30 protein-coding genes are annotated in these 23303 nt (G+C 33.4%); 2 read left to right on the top strand and 28 right to left on the bottom strand.

The features are described from left to right. Nucleotides 1–90: 90 nt before the first annotated feature. From HNP99_RS07090 to recR, 4 genes are all read right to left on the bottom strand, one after another. Entirely contained in the window at nt 91–1074 is a 984-nt protein-coding gene (locus HNP99_RS07090) for an SDR family oxidoreductase (RefSeq protein ID WP_173852684.1), read from the bottom strand. 27 nt (nt 1075–1101) lie between these two features. Further along, nucleotides 1102–3558, bottom strand: coding sequence for a polysaccharide biosynthesis tyrosine autokinase (locus tag HNP99_RS07085; protein WP_173852683.1), 2457 nt, complete (start codon nt 3556–3558; stop codon nt 1102–1104). 16 nt (nt 3559–3574) lie between these two features. After that, entirely contained in the window at nt 3575–4363 is a 789-nt protein-coding gene (locus tag HNP99_RS07080; protein WP_173852682.1) for a polysaccharide biosynthesis/export family protein, read from the bottom strand. Between the two features lie 70 nt (nt 4364–4433). Next, nucleotides 4434–5054 (bottom strand): recombination mediator RecR, encoded by a 621-nt coding sequence (gene recR, locus HNP99_RS07075; protein ID WP_173852681.1) that lies wholly within the window; start codon nt 5052–5054, stop codon nt 4434–4436. A gap of 132 nt (nt 5055–5186) precedes the next feature. Here recR and HNP99_RS07070 point away from each other — a divergent pair, with 132 nt between their 5' ends. After that, entirely contained in the window at nt 5187–6695 is a 1509-nt protein-coding gene (locus tag HNP99_RS07070; protein ID WP_173852680.1) for a sodium:solute symporter, read from the top strand. 117 nt (nt 6696–6812) lie between these two features. On the opposite strand, the gene HNP99_RS07065 is transcribed toward HNP99_RS07070, so the two are convergent. Beyond that, complete coding sequence (locus tag HNP99_RS07065) at nt 6813–7178, bottom strand: CoA-binding protein (protein WP_173852679.1); 366 nt, start codon at nt 7176–7178, stop codon at nt 6813–6815. 175 nt (nt 7179–7353) lie between these two features. Between HNP99_RS07065 and HNP99_RS07060 the strand changes: the two genes are divergently transcribed. Then, a complete protein-coding gene (locus tag HNP99_RS07060) occupies nt 7354–7986 on the top strand; it encodes a MarC family NAAT transporter (RefSeq protein ID WP_173852677.1) in 633 nt (210 codons plus the stop codon). Nucleotides 7987–8172: 186 nt separating this feature from the next. Here the strand turns inward: HNP99_RS07060 and ctlX are convergent, their stop codons facing one another. The 23 genes from ctlX to rplN all read right to left on the bottom strand — a co-directional run bounded on the left by ctlX (nt 8173) and on the right by rplN (nt 23301). After that, complete coding sequence (gene ctlX / locus HNP99_RS07055) at nt 8173–9108, bottom strand: citrulline utilization hydrolase CtlX (protein WP_173852675.1); 936 nt, start codon at nt 9106–9108, stop codon at nt 8173–8175. 42 nt (nt 9109–9150) lie between these two features. After that, nucleotides 9151–10065, bottom strand: coding sequence for a dimethylarginine dimethylaminohydrolase family protein (locus tag HNP99_RS07050; RefSeq protein ID WP_173852673.1), 915 nt, complete (start codon nt 10063–10065; stop codon nt 9151–9153). A 71-nt stretch (nt 10066–10136) separates the two neighbouring features. Then, entirely contained in the window at nt 10137–11417 is a 1281-nt protein-coding gene (locus HNP99_RS07045) for a citrate synthase (protein WP_173852671.1), read from the bottom strand. A 154-nt stretch (nt 11418–11571) separates the two neighbouring features. Then, nucleotides 11572–12864, bottom strand: coding sequence for a phosphopyruvate hydratase (gene eno / locus HNP99_RS07040; RefSeq protein WP_173852670.1), 1293 nt, complete (start codon nt 12862–12864; stop codon nt 11572–11574). A gap of 263 nt (nt 12865–13127) precedes the next feature. Next, nucleotides 13128–14228 (bottom strand): glutamine-hydrolyzing carbamoyl-phosphate synthase small subunit, encoded by a 1101-nt coding sequence (gene carA / locus HNP99_RS07035; RefSeq protein ID WP_173852668.1) that lies wholly within the window; start codon nt 14226–14228, stop codon nt 13128–13130. A gap of 230 nt (nt 14229–14458) precedes the next feature. Continuing rightward, a complete protein-coding gene (rplQ, locus tag HNP99_RS07030; protein ID WP_173852666.1) occupies nt 14459–14947 on the bottom strand; it encodes a 50S ribosomal protein L17 in 489 nt (162 codons plus the stop codon). A 63-nt stretch (nt 14948–15010) separates the two neighbouring features. After that, entirely contained in the window at nt 15011–16003 is a 993-nt protein-coding gene (locus HNP99_RS07025; protein ID WP_026706997.1) for a DNA-directed RNA polymerase subunit alpha, read from the bottom strand. Between the two features lie 21 nt (nt 16004–16024). Next, nucleotides 16025–16630, bottom strand: a complete 606-nt coding sequence (gene rpsD, locus HNP99_RS07020) for a 30S ribosomal protein S4 (RefSeq protein ID WP_066334062.1) — start codon at nt 16628–16630, stop codon at nt 16025–16027. A 91-nt stretch (nt 16631–16721) separates the two neighbouring features. Beyond that, nucleotides 16722–17105: a 30S ribosomal protein S11 gene (gene rpsK, locus HNP99_RS07015; RefSeq protein ID WP_024981527.1), complete on the bottom strand. Its 384-nt coding sequence runs from the start codon at nt 17103–17105 to the stop codon at nt 16722–16724. 8 nt (nt 17106–17113) lie between these two features. Continuing rightward, complete coding sequence (rpsM, locus tag HNP99_RS07010) at nt 17114–17488, bottom strand: 30S ribosomal protein S13 (RefSeq protein ID WP_173852664.1); 375 nt, start codon at nt 17486–17488, stop codon at nt 17114–17116. Between the two features lie 2 nt (nt 17489–17490). Beyond that, a complete protein-coding gene (gene ykgO / locus HNP99_RS07005; RefSeq protein ID WP_008992256.1) occupies nt 17491–17607 on the bottom strand; it encodes a type B 50S ribosomal protein L36 in 117 nt (38 codons plus the stop codon). A 12-nt stretch (nt 17608–17619) separates the two neighbouring features. After that, nucleotides 17620–17835, bottom strand: a complete 216-nt coding sequence (gene infA / locus HNP99_RS07000) for a translation initiation factor IF-1 (protein ID WP_007136545.1) — start codon at nt 17833–17835, stop codon at nt 17620–17622. A 4-nt stretch (nt 17836–17839) separates the two neighbouring features. Next, complete coding sequence (secY, locus tag HNP99_RS06995; RefSeq protein ID WP_173852662.1) at nt 17840–19186, bottom strand: preprotein translocase subunit SecY; 1347 nt, start codon at nt 19184–19186, stop codon at nt 17840–17842. A gap of 11 nt (nt 19187–19197) precedes the next feature. Then, the gene (gene rplO, locus HNP99_RS06990; RefSeq protein ID WP_173852660.1) at nt 19198–19650 is read right to left on the bottom strand and encodes a 50S ribosomal protein L15; all 453 of its coding nucleotides are present in this window, start codon (nt 19648–19650) and stop codon (nt 19198–19200) included. A gap of 11 nt (nt 19651–19661) precedes the next feature. Then, a complete protein-coding gene (gene rpmD / locus HNP99_RS06985; RefSeq protein WP_026707002.1) occupies nt 19662–19844 on the bottom strand; it encodes a 50S ribosomal protein L30 in 183 nt (60 codons plus the stop codon). Nucleotides 19845–19856: 12 nt separating this feature from the next. After that, nucleotides 19857–20381, bottom strand: coding sequence for a 30S ribosomal protein S5 (gene rpsE, locus HNP99_RS06980; RefSeq protein WP_026707003.1), 525 nt, complete (start codon nt 20379–20381; stop codon nt 19857–19859). Nucleotides 20382–20387: 6 nt separating this feature from the next. After that, complete coding sequence (gene rplR / locus HNP99_RS06975) at nt 20388–20738, bottom strand: 50S ribosomal protein L18 (protein WP_173852659.1); 351 nt, start codon at nt 20736–20738, stop codon at nt 20388–20390. Nucleotides 20739–20751: 13 nt separating this feature from the next. After that, a complete protein-coding gene (gene rplF / locus HNP99_RS06970; protein ID WP_173852657.1) occupies nt 20752–21294 on the bottom strand; it encodes a 50S ribosomal protein L6 in 543 nt (180 codons plus the stop codon). Nucleotides 21295–21309: 15 nt separating this feature from the next. After that, a complete protein-coding gene (gene rpsH, locus HNP99_RS06965) occupies nt 21310–21708 on the bottom strand; it encodes a 30S ribosomal protein S8 (protein ID WP_026707006.1) in 399 nt (132 codons plus the stop codon). Nucleotides 21709–21779: 71 nt separating this feature from the next. Beyond that, on the bottom strand, nt 21780–22049 hold the full coding sequence (gene rpsN, locus HNP99_RS06960; RefSeq protein WP_126745308.1) for a 30S ribosomal protein S14: 270 nt from the start codon (nt 22047–22049) through the stop codon (nt 21780–21782). 3 nt (nt 22050–22052) lie between these two features. Then, nucleotides 22053–22604 carry a 50S ribosomal protein L5 gene (gene rplE / locus HNP99_RS06955; RefSeq protein WP_173852655.1) on the bottom strand — a complete coding sequence of 184 codons (552 nt, stop codon included), beginning with the start codon at nt 22602–22604 and terminating at the stop codon, nt 22053–22055. 2 nt (nt 22605–22606) lie between these two features. Then, complete coding sequence (rplX, locus tag HNP99_RS06950) at nt 22607–22921, bottom strand: 50S ribosomal protein L24 (RefSeq protein ID WP_173852654.1); 315 nt, start codon at nt 22919–22921, stop codon at nt 22607–22609. Nucleotides 22922–22932: 11 nt separating this feature from the next. After that, nucleotides 22933–23301 (bottom strand): 50S ribosomal protein L14, encoded by a 369-nt coding sequence (gene rplN, locus HNP99_RS06945; RefSeq protein ID WP_007136556.1) that lies wholly within the window; start codon nt 23299–23301, stop codon nt 22933–22935. Nucleotides 23302–23303: the final 2 nt, after the last annotated feature.

Genomic DNA, 23303 nt, shown 5'->3' with positions numbered 1-23303 from the left:
CTTCTTTCTTCTTTTCTCTAGTCTATTTCCTAGTGCCTATTGCCTAATGCCAAGCAGCTATATCTACAACCAACTCTCTTCATAAAAGAGTTACTTCAAATTATCCCAATACCATGCAACTGCTTCTTGCAAACCATCTTGTAACGAAAATTGAGGATCATACCCTAACAATTCCTTTGCCTTATTGATACTCGCCAAGGAATGCGGAATATCACCTGCTCTATTAGGGCCATATTCTGGAACTACATTTGCAATTTCAGGGTTGTATTTTGACAAAAACTCTTTTAAATAACGCATTAAATCGTTTAATGTATTTCTATCACCAAAAGCAGTATTGTAAACGGTATTTACTGCTGCGCTATTGGTAGTATTCATAGCCAACTCATTCATTTGAATCACATTGTCTATATAGGTAAAATCTCTTGAATAATTTCCGTCACCATTAATTTTAGGAGATTCTAATTGCATTAATTGCATTACAAATTTCGGAATCACAGCGGCATAAGCTCCGTTAGGATCTTGCTTTCTTCCAAAAACATTAAAATAACGCAATCCTATTGTTTCAATACCATACGTTTTACTAAAAATCTCAGCGTATAGCTCATTTACGTATTTTGTTATTGCATAAGGTGACAACGGTTTTCCAATCACGGCTTCAACCTTTGGCAAACCTTCTGAATCACCATAAGTAGAAGAACTTGCTGCATAAATAAATCGTTTAACTTTAGCATCTCTTGAAGCAACTAACATATTTAAAAAACCCGAAACATTAACATCATTTGTAGTAACTGGATCATTTATAGAACGTGGAACCGAACCTAAAGCGGCTTGGTGAAAAACGAAATCTTTATCTTTTACTGCTTTTTCACAATCAGCCGCATTACGAATATCACCTTCAATTAAGGTAAATTTTGGGTTATCAATGCAATTCGCTAAATTATGCTTGTGTCCCGTAGCAAAATTATCCAAGCAAGTTACTTCATGTCCTTTGGATAAAAAATACTCACATAAATTGGATCCTATAAATCCAGCACCACCAGTAATTAATATCTTATTATTCGTTCCTTCTGTCATAATCTTTTTTATTATTTCTACTTTTTTTTATTTCTTGAACTTTTTTAAAATACTACTTAAAAAAGATTTTCTATCTTCATCTTCATGGTAACCTCCATAGTCTCCAGTTGCATAATAGCCATATCCTCCTCCATATCCATATCCAGCGCCATATTTTGCTTTGTTCTGAAAACCATTTAAAATGATACTTACATTACTTAATTCCCCTCTTTTAATTCGGTTGTTTAATAATGTTATCATTTCTTTTTTAGAATAGTTCTGCCTCACAATGTACAAAGAAACATCTGAAAATTGAGACAATTCTAAAGCATCAGATACTAATCCTACAGGAGGTGTATCCAATATAATATAATCGTATTTTTTCTTTAATTCTTCAATAAAATCGCCCATTCTATCACTAATAATAAGCTCTGAAGGGTTAGGCGGCACTGGTCCTGAAAGGATAACGTCAAGATAGGGTATTTGAGTATGATTTGTGATCTCTTCTATTGTTTTTTGTTTGATCAAATAATTCACTACACCCAAATTATTTGTTAAATTAAACTCATCAAAAAGCTTTGGTTTCCTTAAATCCATACCTACAATGACAGTCTTTTTTTCGCTTAAAGCAAAAACTGTAGCGATATTTATAGAACAAAAAGTTTTTCCTTCACCTCCTACTGAAGACGTAATCATTAATGTTTTTGCCCCTTCTACATCTTGTTTTTTATACAAAAATTGTAGCGAAGACCGAATCGCTCTAAAAGATTCTGATAAAGCCGACTTCGGTTTTTCAAACACTGCTAAATCACTTGATTCTTTCAACAAGCCTACAACTCCTATTAACGGAATTTTAGTTAATTTATTGATATCCTCGACATTTTGAATCGAGTTATTTATGAAGAACACCGCAAAAACAAAAAGCAAGGGAAACAATAACCCTAAAAATAAAGCCATGACGTAATTCACAGATGTTTTTGGCCCTACTAATCCTCCGCCAACATCTTTAGCAGGATCAATAAAATGGATATCTGATAAATTGGCTGCTTTTACGATATCCGCCTCGCTTCTTTTTTGTAAAAATGTACTGTAGATATTGTCGCTTAAATCGTATTTTCTTTTAATTTTAATCAACTCTTGTTGGTCATCTGGTAGTTTTTTAATACTTCCCTCTGCTTGATTAATTTTATTAGTAACCATCGCAAGGTCGTACTGAAGCGACGATTTTGCGGAAGCAATATTCTCTAAAAGAACATTCTTAATGGCAGCCATTTGATTGTCAAAATCCTTAAATATTTTATCACTTTTGACAGCATAAGCCATTTCAGAGCGCTGGGTAGACAATGCAATTAACTTAGATACATTAGTCACAATATTAGGATCTTCGATGCCCGCAACTGAAGGCGCAGGAAGTTTTGCATAATCAACACTATTTCTCAAATAGGCTTTTAAAGAATTGTAGTAAGCCACTTTACGTGTTAATTCGTCTTTTTGAACATCAAATTCAAGAATTTTATCCGAAAACTTAGCACCGCCTTCTTCAATATCATAAATATTTTTATCCTTTCTAAATGTTTTTAACTCATTACCAGTTTCTTTTAACTGAGATTCCATAGAAACCAAAGTACTGTCTATAAAGGCTATGGTATTAGTAGCAAATTGATTTTTACTGTCCAGCTGTCTCTTAATCAACATTTTTACTGTCGCATTAAGATAAGTAACCATTCTTGCTTTATTAGTCCCCTGCATCCCTAAGGTGATAATGGAACTCCCCTTATCATCAGAACGCACATTGATACCTTTATAGCCTGATACAGTACCATTAAAATCATTAAAACGTACAAAATACTCGTTTCCTTTATAGAACCCTGGAGCGTCTTTTATTTGTAATTTCCAATTTAAAAAAGGCAAAGAAACTTGCTGACCTACTTTATACCTTTTTACAAATTCTCCTTCAGCAACAGCCGTTGTTGCATAGGAATTATCAGAATAAGTAAGTATGGAAACACTATTTTGTTCAAACGGAATACGAATTTCATACTCGCTTTCATTTATAAATTTGATCCCAATAAGCCCTCCAGCAAGTTGCCCCTTAGTCTTATCAATAGTGACATAAAAAGGAACGGCACCATAGGCATCTGTTAAATTATACTTGCCTTGAACCAAATAATCAATATAAAACTGAAGATTTTCAACCACTAATTCGTTATGCGACCTTGACTGTAATGTAGTTGAAATAGTTTGTACTTGATCAGAAATACCACCCCAGTTAAAAACCAAACTGGTAGTCGAAGTAAACAATGGATTATTCTCTTCCTTTACAGAAATAAGGGTTTCCATTGCGTAAATTTTTTCTTTTCGAATATTTACCTGATAGGCAATAGTAAAGGAGATTATCAAACTCAATAAAAACCATTTCCAATAACCAGCAATCTTCATCAAGAAGCCTTTAAAATCAAAGCTTGCCTGGTTTTCAAAAATTGAAAAGTCTTTTATATCTAACATTATTTATAGTCTGTTTTTAATTCCTAAGTAATAAGAAAGTAGTTGTTGCAAGTGACAATAAGGTAATAATAGTACCTAAGGATTCAATTCCTGTTTTTCCTGTTCCCCAAGTTTTTTGCTTAAGCGGCTTTACATAAATATAATCATTAGGTTGCAGGTAAAAATAAGGTGATTGCATTACCGCCCTATCAGTAAGGTCAATATCGTGCAACTCACTACCTGTAGGTGTTTGTCTAATGATAGTAACCTTTTTTCTGTTTCCTGTTATTGAAATATCTCCTGCATTTGCTATAGCTTCCATAATATTTACATTGTCTTGGAACAAAACTTTAGTTCCTGTACTTCCCACTTCGCCATTAATTGTATACCTAAATCCTGCTAACTTAACAGTAACAAATATATTGGCTTCTTTCTTAAAATACTCTGACAGTAATTGGCCCTCAATTTTTTTTCTAACTTCATCTAGTGTATATCCAATTACATTTACTTCACCCAGCATAGGCATTCTAATATTACCGTGATCGTCTACCGTAAAACCACTAAAATACAATCCATCAGCAGATTTTTCAGAAGTTGCATCTTCAGTAGTATTAAAAATAGCAACTAACTTAGGGTCAATCGCTTTTATATTTATACTTAAAACATCATTTGTTTGCAATCGATAGGGCTTAGCAACAACTTCTTTAATCGAATTTGTTAACTCATCACCGTCTTTTTTTTGCAAATAAATCAAATCCTGTGTAGGGATACAAGAGCTAAATAATACGCTAATACTTAGGAATAAAAAGAAAGTATATCTATTCATTTTTTTATTTTAGATAACAAATATAGCTTTTCATTTTTTATATAAAAAGTTTCGTTATTTATTAAGACAATTAATTATTTTTGAAAGACTTTTCAAAGGGAACCCGATGCAAAATACTGCGTCCTAAAGTAACTTCATCAGCATATTCTAGCTCATCCCCCACCGCTATTCCGCGTGCAATAGTCGACATTAAAATACCTGAATCAGCAATTTGTTTGTAAATATAAAAATTAGTGGTATCTCCTTCCATAGTAGAGCTCAAGGCAAAAATTATTTCAGACACCTTAGCTTGTTTTACTTTTTCGACTAAAGTGGTTATTTTTAACTGACTAGGACCCACTCCATCAATAGGAGAAATCTTCCCTCCTAAAACATGATAAACACCTTTATATTGTCCTGTATTTTCAATTGCCATTACATCTCTAATGTCTTCTACAACACAAACCAGTTGGTGGTCCCTATTTTTATTGGCACAAATTTCACAAACAGCACTATCAGAAATATTATGACACTGCTCACAATATTTAATATCCTCACGCATTTGCACTAATGCTTGCGACAAAAAAGTGGTTTGCTCTTTGGGCTGCTTTAGCAAATGAAGCACTAAACGCAAAGCAGATCGCTTACCTATCCCCGGTAATTGTGCAATTTCATTAACTGCTTTTTCTATTAATTTTGATGAAAATTCCATAGCTGCAAAGGTAGCAAATTGTTTACTTTACTAATAAGTAAAATTTCGCATTAAGCGCCTTTTATCAAATAATTCAAGGGATAAATAGCGCATTAAACAAAAAATTGTATTTTGGTCTGCAAAAACCAAGCAATGACTCCATTTACAATACTCACGCTAATCATTATTTATTTTGGGATACTGTTTACAATCTCTCATTTTACCAGTAGAAAAGACAATGGAAACGAAGCGTTTTTTAAAGCCAATAAAAACTCTAAATGGTACTTAGTTGCTTTTGGAATGATTGGAACAGCCTTATCTGGCGTAACCTTTATTTCGGTGCCTGGTGAAGTAGGCGCTCCTAGTGGAGAACAGTTTAAATACTTTCAATTTGTTTTAGGGAACGCTATTGGTTTCCTGATTATTGCTAGAATATTACTCCCTTTATACTACCGCCTGAACCTGACTTCAATTTATGGTTATATTGAACGCAGACTTGGCACGTACTCCTATAAAACGGCAGCTACGATATTCTTGATTAGTAGAACAATAGGCTCCGCTTTTAGACTTTATCTTGTGGTAATTGTTTTACAACGCTACGTTTTTGATTTTTATGGCATTCCGTTTGCAGCCACTGTAATGATTTCGTTAGCTTTAATTTTCGCCTACACTTACCGCGGTGGATTAAAAACCATCATTATCACGGATACCTTGCAAACATTTTTCTTAGTGACATCCGTATTTATGACTATTTATTTCATTTGTCAGAGCATGAACCTGAATATGGTGGAAGCATTTGAAGAAGTAAAAAACAGTAATTATTCTAAGATATTTTTCTTTGATGATTTTGTCTCTAGTAAGTTTCATTTTGTAAAACAAATTCTAGGCGGAATATTCGTTACCATAGCCATGGTGGGATTAGATCAAGACTTAATGCAAAAAAACCTAAGTTGTGCAACGATTAAAGAAGCACAAAAAAACATGTACAGCTTTACGGTAATATTTGTTTTGATAAATATTTTCTTTTTGAGCGTAGGAGCTTTGCTGTATATTTTTGCCGCTAAAAATGGCATAGCAGTACCTACCGATTTAATCACAGGTAAACCAAGAACCGATCTTCTTTTTCCAGAAATTGCTTTTCACCACCTAACGATAATTCCTTCGGTGGTATTTCTACTAGGATTGACAGCAGCGACATTTGCCACTACAGATTCTGCTTTAACCGCACTAACCACTTCTTTTTGTGTCGATTTTTTAGCAATGGATAAAACAGAAAATCTCAACAAACCAAACGTGGTAAGAACAAGACACTTTGTTCACGTAGGGTTTTCATTATTGATGTTTTTTGTAATTATCTTTTTTAACGCCGTGAATGACAGCTCAGTTGTAGGAATGATTTTTAGAGTAGCCTCTTATACGTATGGACCACTACTAGGACTATACAGTTTTGGATTATTTATGAAATCCAAAACCGTTACAGACAAACTAGTCCCTTTTATTTGTGTAGTATCTCCAGCTTTGACTTTCTTAATTAGCGAAAATTCGAAAAGCTTATTTTTTGGATATGTTTTTGACAACGAACTGATCATTATCAATGGACTGATAACATTTTTAGGTCTACTTATAATCAGTAAACCCACTACTGAAAAGGTCTCATTTTAATTTTTTAGTCTGATAGCAGAAAAAAATCCTTTCTCTTTTAAAGAAAAAAAAGAATGATTACTTCGTCAGTTCGCTTTGCTGGGGTATAGCAAATAGCAGGATTAGCTCCTAAAGAAATTAATACCTATTAGTAGTCAAAAGCACTAATGTACAAGCAACTTCTGATTTGATATTGTTTAATGTTAATAACTGAACCAACTCAGGATTTTCGGTTCCAGGATTAAAAATAACGCGTTTTGGTTTTGCCTCTACGATATAGTTGTAATAATCACGTTGACGTGCTGGGTTTAAATACAAACTCACAGTATCTATATTAGATAACGGAATGGCTTTAGTTTTAATTTTAACTCCGGCAACTTCACCAGCATTTTGCCCAATAGCAAGAACAGAGTGTCCTTTTTCAGTAAGCATGGTAATTGCCTTAAAGGCGTATCGCTCTGGTTTTGTGGATGCACCAAGAACTAAAGTTTTTTTATTTTTCATTACTTAAATATTTTTCTACAAAAGTACTAAAATAGTATAGTTCATTTCAATTAAAATTAATATCTTTCTTTTCTGCTTTTGCATTAGCAATAAAAAAAGGGACAAACGATAACCTTTTCTTAATCTATTGAAAGCACACGCAACAACACTAACAAACTAATTTCGCCAAAAAAACATGGAACTTTTTATTTACCTATTTGCTGCTTTATTTTCCGTCTTAAATCCTATTGGAACCGTGCCTATTTTTGTTGGCTTAACAATGGACGACAGTAAAAGCGAGCGTTCCAGAATTTCATTATGGACAGCTATTAATGTCTTTATAATATTGATTATTTCGTTTTTCTTTGGAGAATATGTGTTGACTTTTTTCGGAATTAGCATAGAAGCGCTTCGAATTGCAGGAGGAATTATTATTGCCACGTCAGGGTTTTCATTGCTTACAGGAAATTTCAACAAAAAAAGAGGGGTTAATAAAAAAGTTGAAAACGACGCACAAAGAAGAAACGACATTGCCTTAACTCCACTCGCAATCCCCATGCTCGCTGGACCAGGATCAATTTCATTATTGATTGCTTTCTATCATGAACACAACACCCTATCTGACATTATAATATGTATTCTAGCGATACTTGCTGTTGCAATTGCTATTTTTATCACTTTACGAAGTGCTCATTATTTAGCCAAAATCCTTGGGGCTTCAGGAATTGTAGCTATTTCCCGAATTGTAGGTTTTATAGTTATTGCAATTGGGATACAATACATCATCAGCTCAATTATAACAATTGTACAAACGAATTTCATGAAATAACAAACTAAAAAAACACCTCCAAATACTGAAGGTGTTTTTTTTATGTAAAAGTTAAGCTATAACAATACTAATCATAAAAAATCCCAATTGATAATTCGAGCAGAGTCGAGAACCACTCGCGTATCTCTAATGCGCTCGAAGTGATAAAAATTAGGCTAGACTATATTGAAATAGTTTTAGGTACTATTATGCTTTTGGCAAAAATATCTCTGCCATCATGCAACGAGCACTTCCGCCCCCACATGCTTCAATAGTATCTAAACTAGAACTAAGGATTGTAGCATGTTTTTCTAATTGCTCAATTTGCTTAGCAGTCAAACTTGTATGCGCCGCAGCACTCATCACTAAATATCTTTTATCAGCTGCCCCACGAACTTCTAACATGTTCCCAGCAAAATTATTTACTTGAGCTTCAGTGATTAAAATAACTTCTTTTCCGTCATCTTTTAAATTATCAAGAACCATTTTACGCTCTTTCTTATCATCGATACATTCTGCACAAATTACAGCAAAAGTCTCCCCTAAACACATCATTACATTAGTGTGGTAAATAAGTTTACGTTCCCCATCAACTGTTTGAAAAGCTTCGAATACTACTGGTGCATAATCAAAATCTTCACAGAATTCAATAAACAACTCTTCGTCAGCTCTTGGCGACAAAGCACAATAGGCTTTTTCATTTGCTCTATCTAATAACAAACTACCCGTACCTTCTAAGAAAAAACCATCTTCTTCAGCAGAAGTATAGTCTACAATAGTATCGATCTTAAATCCTTTTTCCTCTAATTCATCTAAGATTTCTTCACGACGTTCAACACGACGGTTCTCAGCAAACATAGGGTAAAGTGCAACATCCCCATTTTCATGGAAAGAAACCCAGTTATTAGGAAAAATACTATCTGGTGTATCTGGGTTTAAAGTATCATCAACAACAGTTACATCAACACCTACTGCTCTTAATTTATTTGCAAAATCGTCAAATTCTTGTTGTGCTTTAGCATTAACCGTAGCAGGCAAAAGTCCGTCAAGAACTTTTTGATAATAATTATTCACTGCTGTTTGTTCATTCATACGAAACGCCACTGGACGAATCATCAAAATTGAATTAGTAGTTTGTTTCATTTTATATTTTTTTTATAGCATTCTATTTAGCAAATCGAACAATTAACCTCTAATTAAAGGCAAAGTAGAACAGCGCAATAATCCTTCTTGTTTTGAAATTTCTGCGTAAGGAATCTCTTCGACGATAAAATCATTAGAACGCAACCAATTATTCAATCTAGTAAAATTTCGTTCAGATACAACAACATTTGAATCTATCGAAAAAACATTCGAATTCATCGTGTACATTTCGTCTCTTGTAATGTGGAATAAATTTTCCTTTCCAAAGAGATTCACCAAGTACAAATAGTCTGCCTCTTCTCTAAAACCACTTTTATAAATAATTCCCTTGTCTTTCCCTACAGGTTGAAAACAACAATCTAAATGCAAAGCGTTGTCTCTCGCTTCTAACTTTGATTTTACTAAATCAAATTCTTTCACTATTTTGTTAGGGAACAACTCTTTTATAAATTGAACTCCTTCTTTATTAGTACGAGCAGTCATATAATCTTTATAATCACTCCCCTTGTAAGTACCAATAAAAATATAATCGTTCCAAAGCATCACATCACCACCTTCAATATGTACTTCTTCCGGCGGACGCACTACTTTTTTTGGATCAATTTTATCAATAACATATTGAATAGCGTCTAACTCTCTTTCTCTTTCAGGCAAAATGTTTGCTTTAACAAAAACATCATCAATAACAAAACCAATATCACGAGAAAAAATCTGATTGTAATTTTCTATTAACTCTGGTCTAAAAACAGTTACATTGTATTTTTTTAAAACAGTATAAAAAGCATCCATTTCTTCAATCATATCTTGCTCTACTGGATAAGTTCCTGCCAATATATGTTCTAATGATTTTGGATCATACGCTTCCTCTACAGAAGGTGTAGGCCCATTATTATTGGCACTACCTAATACTACTGCTTGTAGCTTTGACGTTTCGTTATTTACTTTTAATTCTAACATATAGCGTTATTAATTTGGACAAAGGTAAAAAAAAAGCCTCACTATTTAGTGAGGCTTTTAAGCAGATTATTTTATTTTTCTCCTTTTTTGAATTCTCTTAAGGTAGAACCTGTGTAAACCTGTCTTGGCCTTCCTATAGGCTCTTTGTTTTCACGCATTTCTTTCCATTGTGCGATCCAACCTGGTAAACGTCCAATAGCAAACATTACTGTAAACATATCAGTAGGTACTCCTAATGCTCTATATATAATTCCTGAATAGAAATCAACATTAGGATATAAGTTTCTTGATTTGAAGTATTCATCTTCTAAAGCAGCTGCTTCTAATTTTTTAGCAATTTCAAGAATTGGATCTTCAACTCCTAAAGTTTCTAAAACCTCTTTTGCTGCTTTTTTTATAATTCTTGCACGTGGATCAAAGTTTTTATATACTCTATGACCAAATCCCATTAAACGGAATGGATCATTTTTATCTTTGGCTTTAGCCAAATAAGCATCAGTATCCCCACCATTTTTATTGATTTCCTCTAACATTTCAAGTACCGCTTGATTAGCACCACCGTGAAGAGGTCCCCATAATGCCGAAACTCCTGCAGAAATTGAAGCGAATAATCCTGCGTGAGAAGAACCAACCATTCTTACCGTAGAAGTAGAACAGTTTTGCTCATGATCAGCATGAAGAATAAATAACTTATCTAGTGCATCAATTACAATTGGGTTTGGTTTGTAAGGCTGAGTAGGCAATTCAAACATTAATCGCATGAAATTTTCAACATACCCTTTAGTATTATCATAATAATTTAAAGGATATCCCATACTTTTTCTATAAGTCCAAGTAGCGATAACTAAAAATTTACCCATTGTTTTACAAACAGCGTGGTACATTTCTTTTTCATTATCTACATTAACAGACTTAGGATTAAATGCAGTTAATGCACTTGTTAAAGCAGCTAAAACTCCCATTGGGTGTGCTGTTCTAGGAAAACCATCAATGATGTTTTTCATTTCTTCATTAACCAGTGTATGTTTTCTGATATCTTCTTCAAACTGCTCTAACTGTGAAGCAGTAGGAAGGTCTCCAAAAATCAATAAATAAGAAACTTCTAAGAAGTCTGCTTTTTCAGCTAAATCTTCAATAGAATACCCTCTGTAACGTAAAATCCCAAGTTCTCCATCAAGGAAAGTAATTTTACTTGTACAAGAACCTGAATTCTTATACCCTGGATCTAAAGTGATAACACCAGTTAAATCTCTTAATTTGTTTATATCGATAGCTTCTTCATTTTCGCTTCCTTTAACCATCGGAAACTCAAATTTCTTACCATCAATTTCTAATATAGCTGTTTTTGACATAATATTTTGGAAATAAATCTTTATATTTAATAATTTACCAAATCTAAGGATAATAACATTAATTAAAAAGAGAAAAACACAATGATATTGTTAAATTTTACAAAAAAAGCCATCCGTGTTGAGTGAATGGCTTTTTAAGAGACTATTTCTTAAATTAATTAATCTTAAATGCTTTTTTTCCAGGAAAATAAGCCGTGTCACCTAATTCTTCTTCGATTCTAAGTAATTGATTGTATTTAGCCATACGATCAGAACGAGATGCTGAACCTGTTTTTATTTGACCACAGTTTAAAGCTACTGCTAAATCAGCAATTGTATTATCCTCAGTCTCCCCTGAACGGTGTGACATCACAGAAGTATAACCTGCATTCTTAGCCATATTTACCGCTGCAATTGTTTCCGTTAAAGTTCCAATTTGGTTTACTTTAATCAAAATTGAATTTGCAATTCCTTCTTCAATTCCTCTAGACAAACGCGCTACGTTAGTTACAAATAAGTCATCACCTACTAACTGAACTTTATCTCCAATTTTTTCGGTTAATAACTTCCAACCATCCCAGTCATTTTCATCCATACCATCTTCGATTGAGATAATAGGATATTTAGCCGCTAATTCAGCTAAATAATCAACTTGCTCTGCTGATGATCTAATTTTTCCAGTTTCTCCTTCAAATTTAGAATAATCATATTTACCGTTTACATAAAATTCCGCAGCAGCACAATCTAAGGCAATCATAATTTCATCTCCAAAAGTGTAACCTGCATTTTCAACTGCTTTTTTGATTGTATCCAAAGCGTCTTCAGTACCTCCAGGTAAATTTGGTGCAAAACCACCTTCATCACCTACAGCTGTACTTAATCCTCTATCGTGTAATACTTTTTTCAAACTATGAAAAATCTCTGTCCCCATTTGCATAGCATGAGTAAAAGAAGTTGCTTTTACAGGAAAAATCATAAACTCTTGAAATGCGATAGGCGCATCAGAGTGTGATCCACCATTTATAATATTCATCATTGGTACCGGCAAAGTATTCGCCGAAACCCCACCTACATATCTATACAAAGGCAATCCTAATTCATTTGCAGCCGCTTTTGCAACAGCAAGAGAAACACCTAAAATTGCATTCGCTCCTAAATTAGATTTATTAGGCGTACCGTCAAGATTAATCATAGTTTGATCAATCAAGTTTTGTTCAAAAACCGAAGTGCCTAATAACTCATCAGCAATGATTGTATTAACATTTTTCACTGCATTCAAAACTCCTTTTCCTAAGTAAGCTTTTCCACCATCACGTAACTCTACTGCTTCATGCTCACCAGTTGATGCCCCAGAAGGAACAGCAGCTCTTCCTAAAACGCCATTATCAGTAATTACATCTACTTCGATAGTAGGGTTTCCTCTTGAATCGAAAATTTGTCTTGCGTGAATTTTAATAATAATACTCATACTACTTTATTTTTAAATTTTATATTACAAATATATTCTATCTTTTCTAATGATTTTATGAAAAAAAGTGAATGTTATTAACGAAAACGTTATAATTTTTTTAAAAAACAAAATAAAAACGATAAAGATAAAAATACAAAGATTTTTTTATCTTATATTTTTAATATAGAAAAACATAACGTTAGTATATAGCCACGATTTAATATCAACAGTATAAAAAAAAGGATAATATTCAGACTTAATATTATCCTTTTTTAAAATTATTAACCTTTCAAACTCTCAATAAACTCATCAAAAAGATACGAAGAATCGTGAGGTCCAGGACTCGCTTCAGGATGGTATTGCACCGAAAAACATTTTTTATTCTTCATTCTCATTCCGGCAACTGTTCCGTCATTTAAATGCACATGAGTTATCTCTAAATCATTATTACGCTCTAATTCCTCTTTATTTACAGCAAAACCATGATTTTGAGAAGTTATTTCTCCCTTACCAGAAATTAAATTCTTAACGGGATGATTTATACCACGGTGGCCATTAAACATTTTATAAGTAGAAACACCATTAGCTAAACCTATAACTTGATGCCCTAAACAAATACCAAATAAAGGAATATCAGACTTTATTATACTCTTTGCAACCTCTATAGCATTAGAAAGTGGTTCTGGATCTCCAGGACCATTAGACAAGAAATAACCATTAGGATTAAAAGCAGCCATTTCTTCAAAAGAAGAATCGAAAGGAAAAACCTTTATATAGCAATCTCTTTTAGCCAGATTACGTAATATGTTTGTTTTAATCCCAAGATCTAAAGCAGACACTTTATACTTCGCGTTTTCATCACCATAAAAATAAGGTTCTTTAGTAGAAACTTTAGAAGCCAATTCCAAACCTTTCATGTCAGGCACATTTTGTAATGCTATTTTCAAATCCTCAACAGCAGTTCCATCTGTACAAATAACAGCATTCATCGCTCCATTATCTCTAATGTAGCTAACTAAAGCACGTGTATCAACATCTGAAATACAAATTAAGTTTTCTTTTTGAAAATAATCTTCTAGACTACCAGAAGCATCTTCGCGAGAATAATTAAAGCTAAAGTTTTTGCAAACTAAACCAGCAATTTTAATCCCGTCTGATTCGACTTCATTGTCGTTGACACCATAATTCCCAATATGAGGATTAGTAGTAACCATAATTTGCCCAAAATAAGATGGATCAGTAAAAATTTCTTGATACCCTGTCATCCCAGTATTAAAACAAACTTCACCAAAAGTAGTTCCGCTAATTCCAATTGATTTTCCGTGAAAAATTGTACCATCGCTTAATAAAAGGACAGCGCTTTGTCGTGTTGTATATTTCATGTGTAGTTAAATATAGTGCAAATTTAATTTTTTAATATAATGGAAGCAAACTTTTAAAATTTATTATAAAACAAAAAGGTTATTGCTATAATTATGCTGAGTATCAAATGAGAAAACCAGACGAACAATTAAAAAAATAATTATTAGATAAACAATATTTGCATTCCAAAAAAAAAGGATAAACTATAAATAGCTTATCCTTAATTTTTATTGAATGATTATTTTCATAACTATTCAGCAGCGTCAGTAGATGTTTCAGTTTCAGGAGCTGGAGCTTCAGTAGCTTCATCACCTTTTTTAGCTTTTCCACCACGACGGCTTTTAGCTTTTTTAACTTCTTTTTTACCTCCATTATAAAGTTCATTGAAATCTACAAGTTCGATCATTGCCATATCAGCATTATCTCCCAAACGATTTCCAACTTTAATGATACGAGTGTATCCACCTGGACGGTCTCCTACTTTAGCAGCTACGTCTCTGAATAAATCAGTTACGGCATATTTGCTACGTAAATAAGCAAAAACAATACGACGATTGTGAGTCGTATCTGATTTTGATTTTGTTATTAAAGGCTCAACAAATTGTTTAAGCGCTTTTGCTTTAGCAACAGTAGTATTAATACGTTTGTGCTCAATAAGAGAACAAGCCATATTAGCTAACATAGATTTTCTATGTGCTGTCTGTCTGCTTAAGTGATTGAATTTTTTTCCGTGTCTCATGACGTGTATTTTTATACTTTCATCTTGATACTATCCGCTTTGGAGATCAAAATATGAAGTAATTTATTCTTTATCTAATTTGTATTTCGCTAAGTCCATACCGAAGGTTAAATTCTTAACAGCAACTAGTTCATCTAGTTCAGTTAAAGATTTTTTACCAAAATTACGGAATTTCATTAGGTCATTTTTATTGAAAGATACTAAATCTCCAAGTGTATCAACTTCAGCCGCTTTCAAACAATTTAATGCTCTAACAGATAAATCCATATCAACAAGCTTAGTTTTAAGCAATTGTCTCATATGTAATGATTCTTCATCATACGATTCTGTTTGTGCAATTTCATCAGCCTCAAGTGTAATTCTTTCATCAGAGAACAACATGAAGTGGTGAATTAAAACTTTAGCAGCTTCAGTAAGGGCATCTTTTGGATTAATAGAACCATCAGTTTTAATTTCAAAAACTAATTTTTCATAATCTGTTTTTTGCTCTACACGGAAGTTTTCTATTGCATATTTTACATTTTTTACCGGAGTAAAAATAGAATCTGTAAAAATGGTTCCAATTGCAGCATTCTGTTTTTTGTTCTCTTCAGCAGGAACATATCCTCTACCTTTTTCGATTGTTAAATCGAAATTCAGTTTGATTTTACTATCTAAATTACAAATTACTAGTTCTGGATTCAAAACTTGGAAACCTGAGATAAATTTTTGAAAATCACCAGCTGTTAATTGATCTTTACCAGAAACAGAAATAGTAACTGCTTCATTATCTATATCTTCAATTTGACGTTTAAAACGTACCTGTTTAAGATTAAGAATAATTTCGGTAACGTCTTCAACAACTCCTGAAATAGTAGAAAACTCATGATCTACACCTTCTATGCGAACAGATGTAATTGCATAACCTTCTAATGCTGAAAGCAAAACTCTTCTAAGTGCATTACCAACGGTTAATCCGTATCCTGGTTCTAAAGGTCTGAATTCAAACTTTCCTTCAAAATCAGTTGAATCAATCATGATAACTTTATCGGGCTTCTGAAAATTAAATATTGCCATAAATTTCGACTAAGTCAATTATTATTTGTTGTACAACTCTACGATTAATTGTTCTTTAATGTTTTCTGGAATTTGAAGTCTAGCAGGTACAGAAACAAAAGTACCTTCTTTAACGTCATTATTCCAAGTAATCCATTCATAAACATGACTTGAATTAGATAAAGAACGTTCGATTGCTTCTAAAGATTTAGACTTTTCACGAACAGCAACTTTATCACCAGGTTTAAGGTGGTAAGAAGCTATATTTACAACATCACCGTTTACAGTGATGTGTCTGTGAGAAACTAATTGTCTAGCACCTCTACGAGATGGAGCAATACCCATTCTGAATACTACGTTATCTAATCTAGCTTCACATAATTGTAAAAGAACTTCACCAGTAACTCCTTTAGTAGCTGATGCTTTTTTAAATAAACCTCTGAATTGTTTTTCTAAAATTCCATAAGAATATTTAGCTTTTTGCTTTTCCATTAACTGGATTGCATATTCAGATTTTTTACCTCTTTTTTTGGCCATCCCGTGTTGTCCAGGTGGGTAGCTTCTTCTTTCGAATGCTTTGTCATCTCCGAATATTGCTTCGCCAAATTTACGAGCAATTCTAGTTTTTGGACCAGTATATCTTGCCATTTCTAAAAAATTAAATTAAGGTAGAGATTATGAATTCAGGTCATATCCTTCGATAATCGTATATTCTACCTAGTTATACTTAAATATATTATTAAACTCTACGTCTTTTTGGAGGACGACATCCATTGTGAGGCATTGGAGTAACATCGATAATCTCTGTAACTTCAATTCCACCGTTATGTAAAGATCGAATAGCAGACTCACGTCCGTTACCTGGTCCTTTAACATAAACTTTCACTTTTTTAAGTCCTGCTTCAAGAGCTACTTTACTACAATCTTCTGCTGCCATTTGAGCCGCGTATGGAGTGTTCTTTTTAGAACCTCTAAAACCCATTTTACCAGCTGAAGACCAAGAAATAACTTCACCTTTTTTGTTTGTCAAAGAAATGATGATGTTATTGAAGGTAGCAGAAATATGAGCTTCTCCCGTTGATTCAACGATAACTTTACGTTTTTTTGCAGTTGCTTTAGCCATATTACTTATTATTTAGTTGCTTTTTTCTTGTTCGCAACAGTTTTTCTTTTACCTTTTCTAGTTCTAGAGTTATTCTTAGTTCTTTGCCCTCTTAAAGGAAGACCAGTTCTATGACGAATACCTCTATAACAACCAATATCCATTAAACGTTTGATGTTTAAAGAAACTTCAGAACGTAATTCTCCTTCAATTTTAAATGAACCAACTACTTCACGAATTGCTCCGATTTCGTCATCATTCCAATCTTGAACTTTTTTGTCTTGGCTTACTTGAGCTTTTTCTAAAATCTCAATAGCTCTACTTTTTCCTAATCCGAAGATGTAGGTAAGTGCTATAACACCTCTCTTATTTTTTGGGATATCTACCCCTGCTATTCTTGCCATAATTATCCTTGTCTTTGTTTAAATCTAGGATTCTTTTTGTTTATAACGTACAATCTCCCTTTTCTACGCACAATTTTGCACTCGGGACTTCTCTTTTTTACTGATGCTCTAACTTTCATAGTGAATATCCTTTAATATCTATAAGTAATTCTTGCTTTTGACAAATCGTAAGGGCTCATTTCTAATTTCACTTTATCACCAGGTAATAATTTGATGTAATGCATACGCATTTTTCCAGAAATATGAGCAATTACAATATGTCCGTTCTCTAATTCTACACGGAACATAGCATTTGATAATGCTTCAATGATCGATCCGTCTTGTTCTATTGCTGATTGTTTTGCCATAAAATTAAGCTACTGCTTTTCTATTTTTTCCACTTTTCATTAAACCGTCATAATGTTTGTTTAACAAATATGAATTGATTTGTTGAATTGTATCAATTGCAACACCAACCATGATGATTAATGAGGTACCCCCAAAAAACATTGCCCAAGATTGTTGAACATCCATAACACTTACAACAATCGCTGGGAACACAGCTATTAAAGCAAGAAATAAAGATCCTGGGAAAGTTATCAATGACATCACTTTATCTAAAAATTCTGAAGTTTCAACTCCTGGTCTAACACCTGGAATAAAACCACCACTTCTCTTTAGATCATCTGACATCTTATTAGTAGGAACAGTAATCGCAGTATAAAAGAATGTAAATACAACAATTAATGTTGCAAACAGTAAATTATACCAAAAACCGAACATATTACTAAAAGCACCAGCAATTGATTGTGATGCATCTGATTTTGATAACCCAGCAACTGCAGCAGGTATAAACATAATTGCTTGAGCAAAAATAATAGGCATAACTCCAGAAGCATTAAGCTTTAAAGGAATCCATTGTCTATTACCACCCATTAAATCTTGCTCATAATCACCTGATGTAGTACGACGTGCATACTGAACTGGTATTTTTCTAATTGCCATAGTTAATAAAACACAGGCAACAATAACTAAAAGCCAGATAATAATTTCAATAACCAATAACATTGGTCCTCCATTGTTATTTGTAACTCTAGTTGTAAATTCTTGTATAAATGCTTGAGGAAATCTTGCAAGTATACCGACCATAATTAAAAGTGATATACCATTTCCAATTCCTTTGTCAGTTATTTTTTCTCCTAACCACATGGCAAAAATCGTACCTGTAACTAAGATAACTACTGAAGAAAATAAGAATTCAAAAGAATTAAACCCTAATAAAAATGCACTACTAGGTAAAGTTCTATATAGATTATAGATGTAAGTTGGGCCTTGAAGTAGAGTAATCCCTATCGTCAACCAACGTGTTATCTGATTAATCTTTTTTCTACCACTTTCACCGTCACTTTGTAATTTTTGTAAATAAGGAATAGCAATTCCCATTAACTGAACTACAATAGATGCCGAGATGTAAGGCATAATTCCTAGAGCAAAAACAGACGCTTTAGAGAATGCACCACCAGTAAACATATCTAAAATAGATCCAATACCACTTTTGGTTTGGCCAGCTAAACTTGTTAATTGTGTTGCATCGATTCCCGGCAGCGTAACATGTGCTCCAAAACGATAAACTAAAAGCAGACCTAATGTAATTAGGATTCTGTTTTTTAGTTCCTCGATTTTCCAAACATTGCTTATTGATTCAATAAATTTCTTCATAAATTGAAAAATTATATTGTCACAGCTTCTCCACCAGCAGCTTCAATAGCAGCTTTTGCAGTAGCAGTAAATTTGTGAGCGGTTACTTTTAATTTTGCTTTCAATTCTCCTCTTCCTAAAATCTTAACAATTTCATTTTTAGTAGCTAAACGATTTGCAACATAGGTTGTCATATCGATAGAATCAGTTACGATTCCATTATCTACTAATAACTGGATTGTATCTAGATTAACACCTTCGTAATCTTTACGGTTGATGTTTGTGAAACCAAACTTAGGCACACGTCTTTGAAGTGGCATTTGCCCTCCCTCAAAACCAATCTTTTTAGAATAACCAGAACGAGATTTTGCTCCTTTGTGACCTCTTGCAGAAGTACCACCTTTTCCAGAACCTTCTCCTCTACCTAATCTTTTATTTTGATTGTGCGTTGACCCTTCAGCTGGTTGTAAGTTACTTAAATTCATAACAGTATTTGTTATTTAGCTTCCTCTACAGAAACTAAGTGTTTAACTTTGTTTATCATCCCAAGGATTGCAGGGTTTGAGTCATGTTCTACAACTTGACCCATTTTACGTAGACCTAAAGCCTCTAATCCTCTTTTTTGATCAAGCGGACAGTTGATTTTACTTCTAACTTGTTTTACTAATAATTTAGCCATAATTTCCTTGAATTAACCTTTAAAAACTTTTTCTAAAGAAACCCCTCTTTGTTTTGCAACACTGTAAGCGCTTCTCATTTGTAATAAAGCATCAAAAGTTGCTTTAACTACGTTGTGAGGATTTGAAGATCCTTGTGATTTAGATAATACATCGTGAATACCTACTGATTCAAGAACTGAACGAACAGCTCCACCAGCAATAACTCCTGTACCATGAGAGGCAGGAATTAAAAATACACGTGCACCACCAAATTTACCTTTTTGTTCGTGTGGAACTGATTGTCCATTTAAAGGAATTTTTACTAAATTTTTCTTAGCATCTTCTACTGCTTTCGCAATTGCTTCAGAAACATCTTTAGATTTTCCTAATCCATGTCCTACAACACCATTTTCATCACCTACAACTACAATAGCAGAAAAACCAAAAGCTCTACCTCCTTTTGTAACCTTAGTAACACGATTAACACTCACCAAACGATCTTTTAATTCAAGACCAGTTGGTTTTACTAACTCTACATTCTTGTATTTATTAGACATAATATATTAGAATTTAAGTCCAGCCGCTCTCGCGCCTTCTGCTAATGATTTAATACGCCCATGATACAAGTAACCTCCTCTATCGAATGTCACCACTTCTATCCCAGCTTTTAATGCTTTTTCTGCAACTAGTTTCCCAACTGCAGTAGCAACCTCTACGTTCGTACCTTTTCCTATTTCTTTTTCTCTTGAAGAAGCAGCTAATAAAGTAACTCCATTTACGTCATCAATAAGTTGCGCGTATATTTCTTTGTTACTTCTAAAAACAGATAGTCTTGGATTTGTAGTAGTACCACTAATCGTTTTTCTAATTCTGAATCTAATTCTCTGTCTTCTTTCAGGTTTTGTTAATGACATAATCTCTTATTTTTTAAGCTGATTTACCTGCTTTTCTTCTTAATACTTCACCCACAAACTTAACACCTTTTCCTTTATACGGCTCAGGCTTACGGAAACCTCTAATCTTTGCCGCTACTTGACCTAAAAGTTGTTTATCAATTGATGTTAACTTTACTATTGGGTTTTTTCCTTTTTCAGATATTGTTTCAAGAGTTACTTCAGGAGCAATATCTAAAACAATATTATGAGAATATCCAAGAGCTAAATCTAGTTTTTGACCTTGATTTGAAGCTCTATAACCAACACCTACCAATTCTAAAGATTTTGTAAAACCATCAGTAACACCTAAAATCATGTTATTGATTAATGATCTATATAAACCATGTTTTGCTCTTTGGTCTTTATGATCAGATGATCTATCAACTTGGACTTGATCACCTTCAACTGTTACAGTAACGTCCGAGAACTCCTGAGTTAGTTGACCGTTTTTTCCTTTTACTGTAATAATACCGTCTTTAACTTCTACAGTTACGCCAGCAGGGATTACAATTGGGCTTTTACCTATTCTTGACATCTTATAGTCTTTTTATTAGTATACGTAACAAATTACCTCTCCACCAACATTAAGTTGTTTTGCTTTCTTTCCAGTCATCAAACCTTTTGACGTAGAAACGATAGCAATTCCTAATCCATTAAGGATTCTTGGAATAGAAGAAGAACTTGAATATTTACGTAAACCTGGTTTACTAATTCTTTGGATATCTTTAATTACTGACTCCTTAGTATCTTTATCATACTTCAAAGCAATTTTGATTGAACCCTGAACAGCGTTGTCTTCAAATTTGTAACTTAAGATATAACCTTGATCAAATAAGATCTTAGTTATTTCTTTTTTTAGATTAGATGCAGGAATTTCGACAACTTTGTGGTTTGCAGCCACAGCGTTTCTAACCCTTGTTAAATAATCTGCAATAGGATCTGTATACATATGTATAAATTTGCGATTATGGTTTTCTTTAGACCTTCTAAAGAACCTTTAACCAATTAAAATTCAATTTTTTACCAACTAGCTTTTTTCACGCCTGGTATCAATCCATTATTAGCCATTTCACGAAATGTAACACGTGAAACACCAAATTGACGCATATACCCTCTTGGTCTACCTGTTAATTTACATCTATTATGTAAACGAACTGGCGAAGCATTTTTCGGTAACTTTTGCAAACCTACGAAATCTCCAGCTTCTAACAAAGCTTTTCTTTTCTCAGCATACTTTGCTACCGTTTTTTCTCTCTTAACCTCACGGGCTTTCATTGATTCTTTAGCCATATCTTAATTCTTTTTAAAAGGTAATCCTAGTTCAGTTAACAATGACTTTGCTTCCTTATCTGTCTGAGCAGTAGTAACAAAAGTAATATCCATACCTGAAATTTTGTTTACTTTATCAATATCAATTTCTGGAAAAATGATCTGTTCTAAAACACCAAGGTTATAGTTTCCTCTTCCATCAAAACCTGTAGCTTTAATCCCACTAAAATCCCTTACACGCGGTAAAGCAGAAGTAATAAGTCTATCTAAAAACTCATACATTCTCTCTCCACGTAAAGTAACTTTTGCTCCAATTGGCATCCCTTTTCTTAATTTGAATGACGCAACGTCTTTCTTTGAGATAGTAGATACTGCTTTTTGTCCAGTAATTTTAGTCAATTCATCAACTGCATAGTCGATTAATTTTTTATCAGAAACTGCTGCTCCAACTCCACGGCTTAAAACGATTTTTTCCAATTTTGGAACTTGCATTACGTTTACATATCCGTACTCTTCTTTAAGAGCAGAGATAACTCTACTCTTATATTCTTCTTTCAATCTAGGTGTATACGCCATTACTATAGTACTTGATTAGATTTTTTTGAAAATCTTACTTTCTTATCTCCTTCAACTCTAACTCCTGTTCTAGTTGCTTCCTTAGTTTTAGGATCAATTAGAGAGACATTAGATATTTGAATAGAAGCTTCTTTTTTCACAATACCACCTTGAGGGCTTTTTGCACTTGGTTTCGTATGTTTAGAAACCATGTTTACACCTTCTACGATAGCTTTGTTTTTCTCACGGTCAACACGTAATACTTTACCTTCAGAACCTTTATGGTCTCCAGCAATTACTCTTACAATGTCACCTGTTTTTATTTTTAGCTTTATCATCTTAAAACGAATTAAAGCACTTCTGGTGCTAATGATACAATTTTCATGAATTGTTTTTCACGAAGTTCTCTTGCTACGGGTCCAAAAACACGAGTTCCTCTCATTTCACCTGCAGCGTTCAAAAGAACACATGCATTGTCATCGAAACGGATATAAGAACCATCGGCTCTTCTCACTTCTTTTCTGGTACGTACAACAACTGCAGTTGAAACAGCTCCTTTTTTAACGCTTCCGTTAGGAGTTGTATCTTTGATAGAAACTACAATCTTGTCACCAACAGAGGCATACCTTCTTTTGGTACCTCCTAAAACACGGATAGTTAAAACTTCCTTTGCTCCAGTGTTATCTGCTACTTTTAGTCTTGATTCTTGTTGTACCATAA

It is taken from the genome of Flavobacterium gelidicaeli (assembly GCF_013294005.1).
Classification (GTDB): Bacteria; Bacteroidota; Bacteroidia; order Flavobacteriales; family Flavobacteriaceae; genus Flavobacterium.
Note: the sequence above shows the minus strand (reverse complement) of the source record. Positions and strands in the feature narration are given on the sequence as shown.

Bases quoted from the DNA above. Each gene is read 5' to 3' on its own strand.
- rpmD (WP_026707002.1), bottom strand. From the start codon at position 19,844: ATGGCTAAATTATTAGTAAAACAAGTTAGAAGTAAAATCAACTGTCCG.
- HNP99_RS07045 (WP_173852671.1), bottom strand. From the start codon at position 11,417: ATGTCAAAAACAGCTATATTAGAAATTGATGGTAAGAAATTTGAGTTT.
- rplN (WP_007136556.1), bottom strand. From the start codon at position 23,301: ATGGTACAACAAGAATCAAGACTAAAAGTAGCAGATAACACTGGAGCA.
- secY (WP_173852662.1), bottom strand. From the start codon at position 19,186: ATGAAGAAATTTATTGAATCAATAAGCAATGTTTGGAAAATCGAGGAA.
- HNP99_RS07025 (WP_026706997.1), bottom strand. From the start codon at position 16,003: ATGGCAATATTTAATTTTCAGAAGCCCGATAAAGTTATCATGATTGAT.
- rplR (WP_173852659.1), bottom strand. From the start codon at position 20,738: ATGTCATTAACAAAACCTGAAAGAAGACAGAGAATTAGATTCAGAATT.
- ctlX (WP_173852675.1), bottom strand. From the start codon at position 9,108: ATGAAACAAACTACTAATTCAATTTTGATGATTCGTCCAGTGGCGTTT.
- rpsK (WP_024981527.1), bottom strand. From the start codon at position 17,105: ATGGCTAAAGCAACTGCAAAAAAACGTAAAGTTATCGTTGAATCAACG.
- rpsD (WP_066334062.1), bottom strand. From the start codon at position 16,630: ATGGCAAGATATACTGGTCCAAAAACTAGAATTGCTCGTAAATTTGGC.
- HNP99_RS07080 (WP_173852682.1), bottom strand. From the start codon at position 4,363: ATGAATAGATATACTTTCTTTTTATTCCTAAGTATTAGCGTATTATTT.
- rplF (WP_173852657.1), bottom strand. From the start codon at position 21,294: ATGTCAAGAATAGGTAAAAGCCCAATTGTAATCCCTGCTGGCGTAACT.
- rpsN (WP_126745308.1), bottom strand. From the start codon at position 22,049: ATGGCTAAAGAATCAATGAAAGCCCGTGAGGTTAAGAGAGAAAAAACG.
- rpsH (WP_026707006.1), bottom strand. From the start codon at position 21,708: ATGTATACAGATCCTATTGCAGATTATTTAACAAGGGTTAGAAACGCT.
- rplE (WP_173852655.1), bottom strand. From the start codon at position 22,604: ATGGCGTATACACCTAGATTGAAAGAAGAATATAAGAGTAGAGTTATC.
- HNP99_RS07070 (WP_173852680.1), top strand. From the start codon at position 5,187: ATGACTCCATTTACAATACTCACGCTAATCATTATTTATTTTGGGATA.
- HNP99_RS07085 (WP_173852683.1), bottom strand. From the start codon at position 3,558: ATGTTAGATATAAAAGACTTTTCAATTTTTGAAAACCAGGCAAGCTTT.
- carA (WP_173852668.1), bottom strand. From the start codon at position 14,228: ATGAAATATACAACACGACAAAGCGCTGTCCTTTTATTAAGCGATGGT.
- HNP99_RS07090 (WP_173852684.1), bottom strand. From the start codon at position 1,074: ATGACAGAAGGAACGAATAATAAGATATTAATTACTGGTGGTGCTGGA.
- HNP99_RS07050 (WP_173852673.1), bottom strand. From the start codon at position 10,065: ATGTTAGAATTAAAAGTAAATAACGAAACGTCAAAGCTACAAGCAGTA.
- HNP99_RS07065 (WP_173852679.1), bottom strand. From the start codon at position 7,178: ATGAAAAATAAAAAAACTTTAGTTCTTGGTGCATCCACAAAACCAGAG.
- recR (WP_173852681.1), bottom strand. From the start codon at position 5,054: ATGGAATTTTCATCAAAATTAATAGAAAAAGCAGTTAATGAAATTGCA.
- rplX (WP_173852654.1), bottom strand. From the start codon at position 22,921: ATGATAAAGCTAAAAATAAAAACAGGTGACATTGTAAGAGTAATTGCT.
- ykgO (WP_008992256.1), bottom strand. From the start codon at position 17,607: ATGAAAGTTAGAGCATCAGTAAAAAAGAGAAGTCCCGAGTGCAAAATT.
- rpsE (WP_026707003.1), bottom strand. From the start codon at position 20,381: ATGTCTAATAAATACAAGAATGTAGAGTTAGTAAAACCAACTGGTCTT.
- eno (WP_173852670.1), bottom strand. From the start codon at position 12,864: ATGAGTATTATTATTAAAATTCACGCAAGACAAATTTTCGATTCAAGA.
- rplQ (WP_173852666.1), bottom strand. From the start codon at position 14,947: ATGAGACACGGAAAAAAATTCAATCACTTAAGCAGACAGACAGCACAT.
- rpsM (WP_173852664.1), bottom strand. From the start codon at position 17,488: ATGGCAAGAATAGCAGGGGTAGATATCCCAAAAAATAAGAGAGGTGTT.
- rplO (WP_173852660.1), bottom strand. From the start codon at position 19,650: ATGAATTTAAGTAACTTACAACCAGCTGAAGGGTCAACGCACAATCAA.
- HNP99_RS07060 (WP_173852677.1), top strand. From the start codon at position 7,354: ATGGAACTTTTTATTTACCTATTTGCTGCTTTATTTTCCGTCTTAAAT.
- infA (WP_007136545.1), bottom strand. From the start codon at position 17,835: ATGGCAAAACAATCAGCAATAGAACAAGACGGATCGATCATTGAAGCA.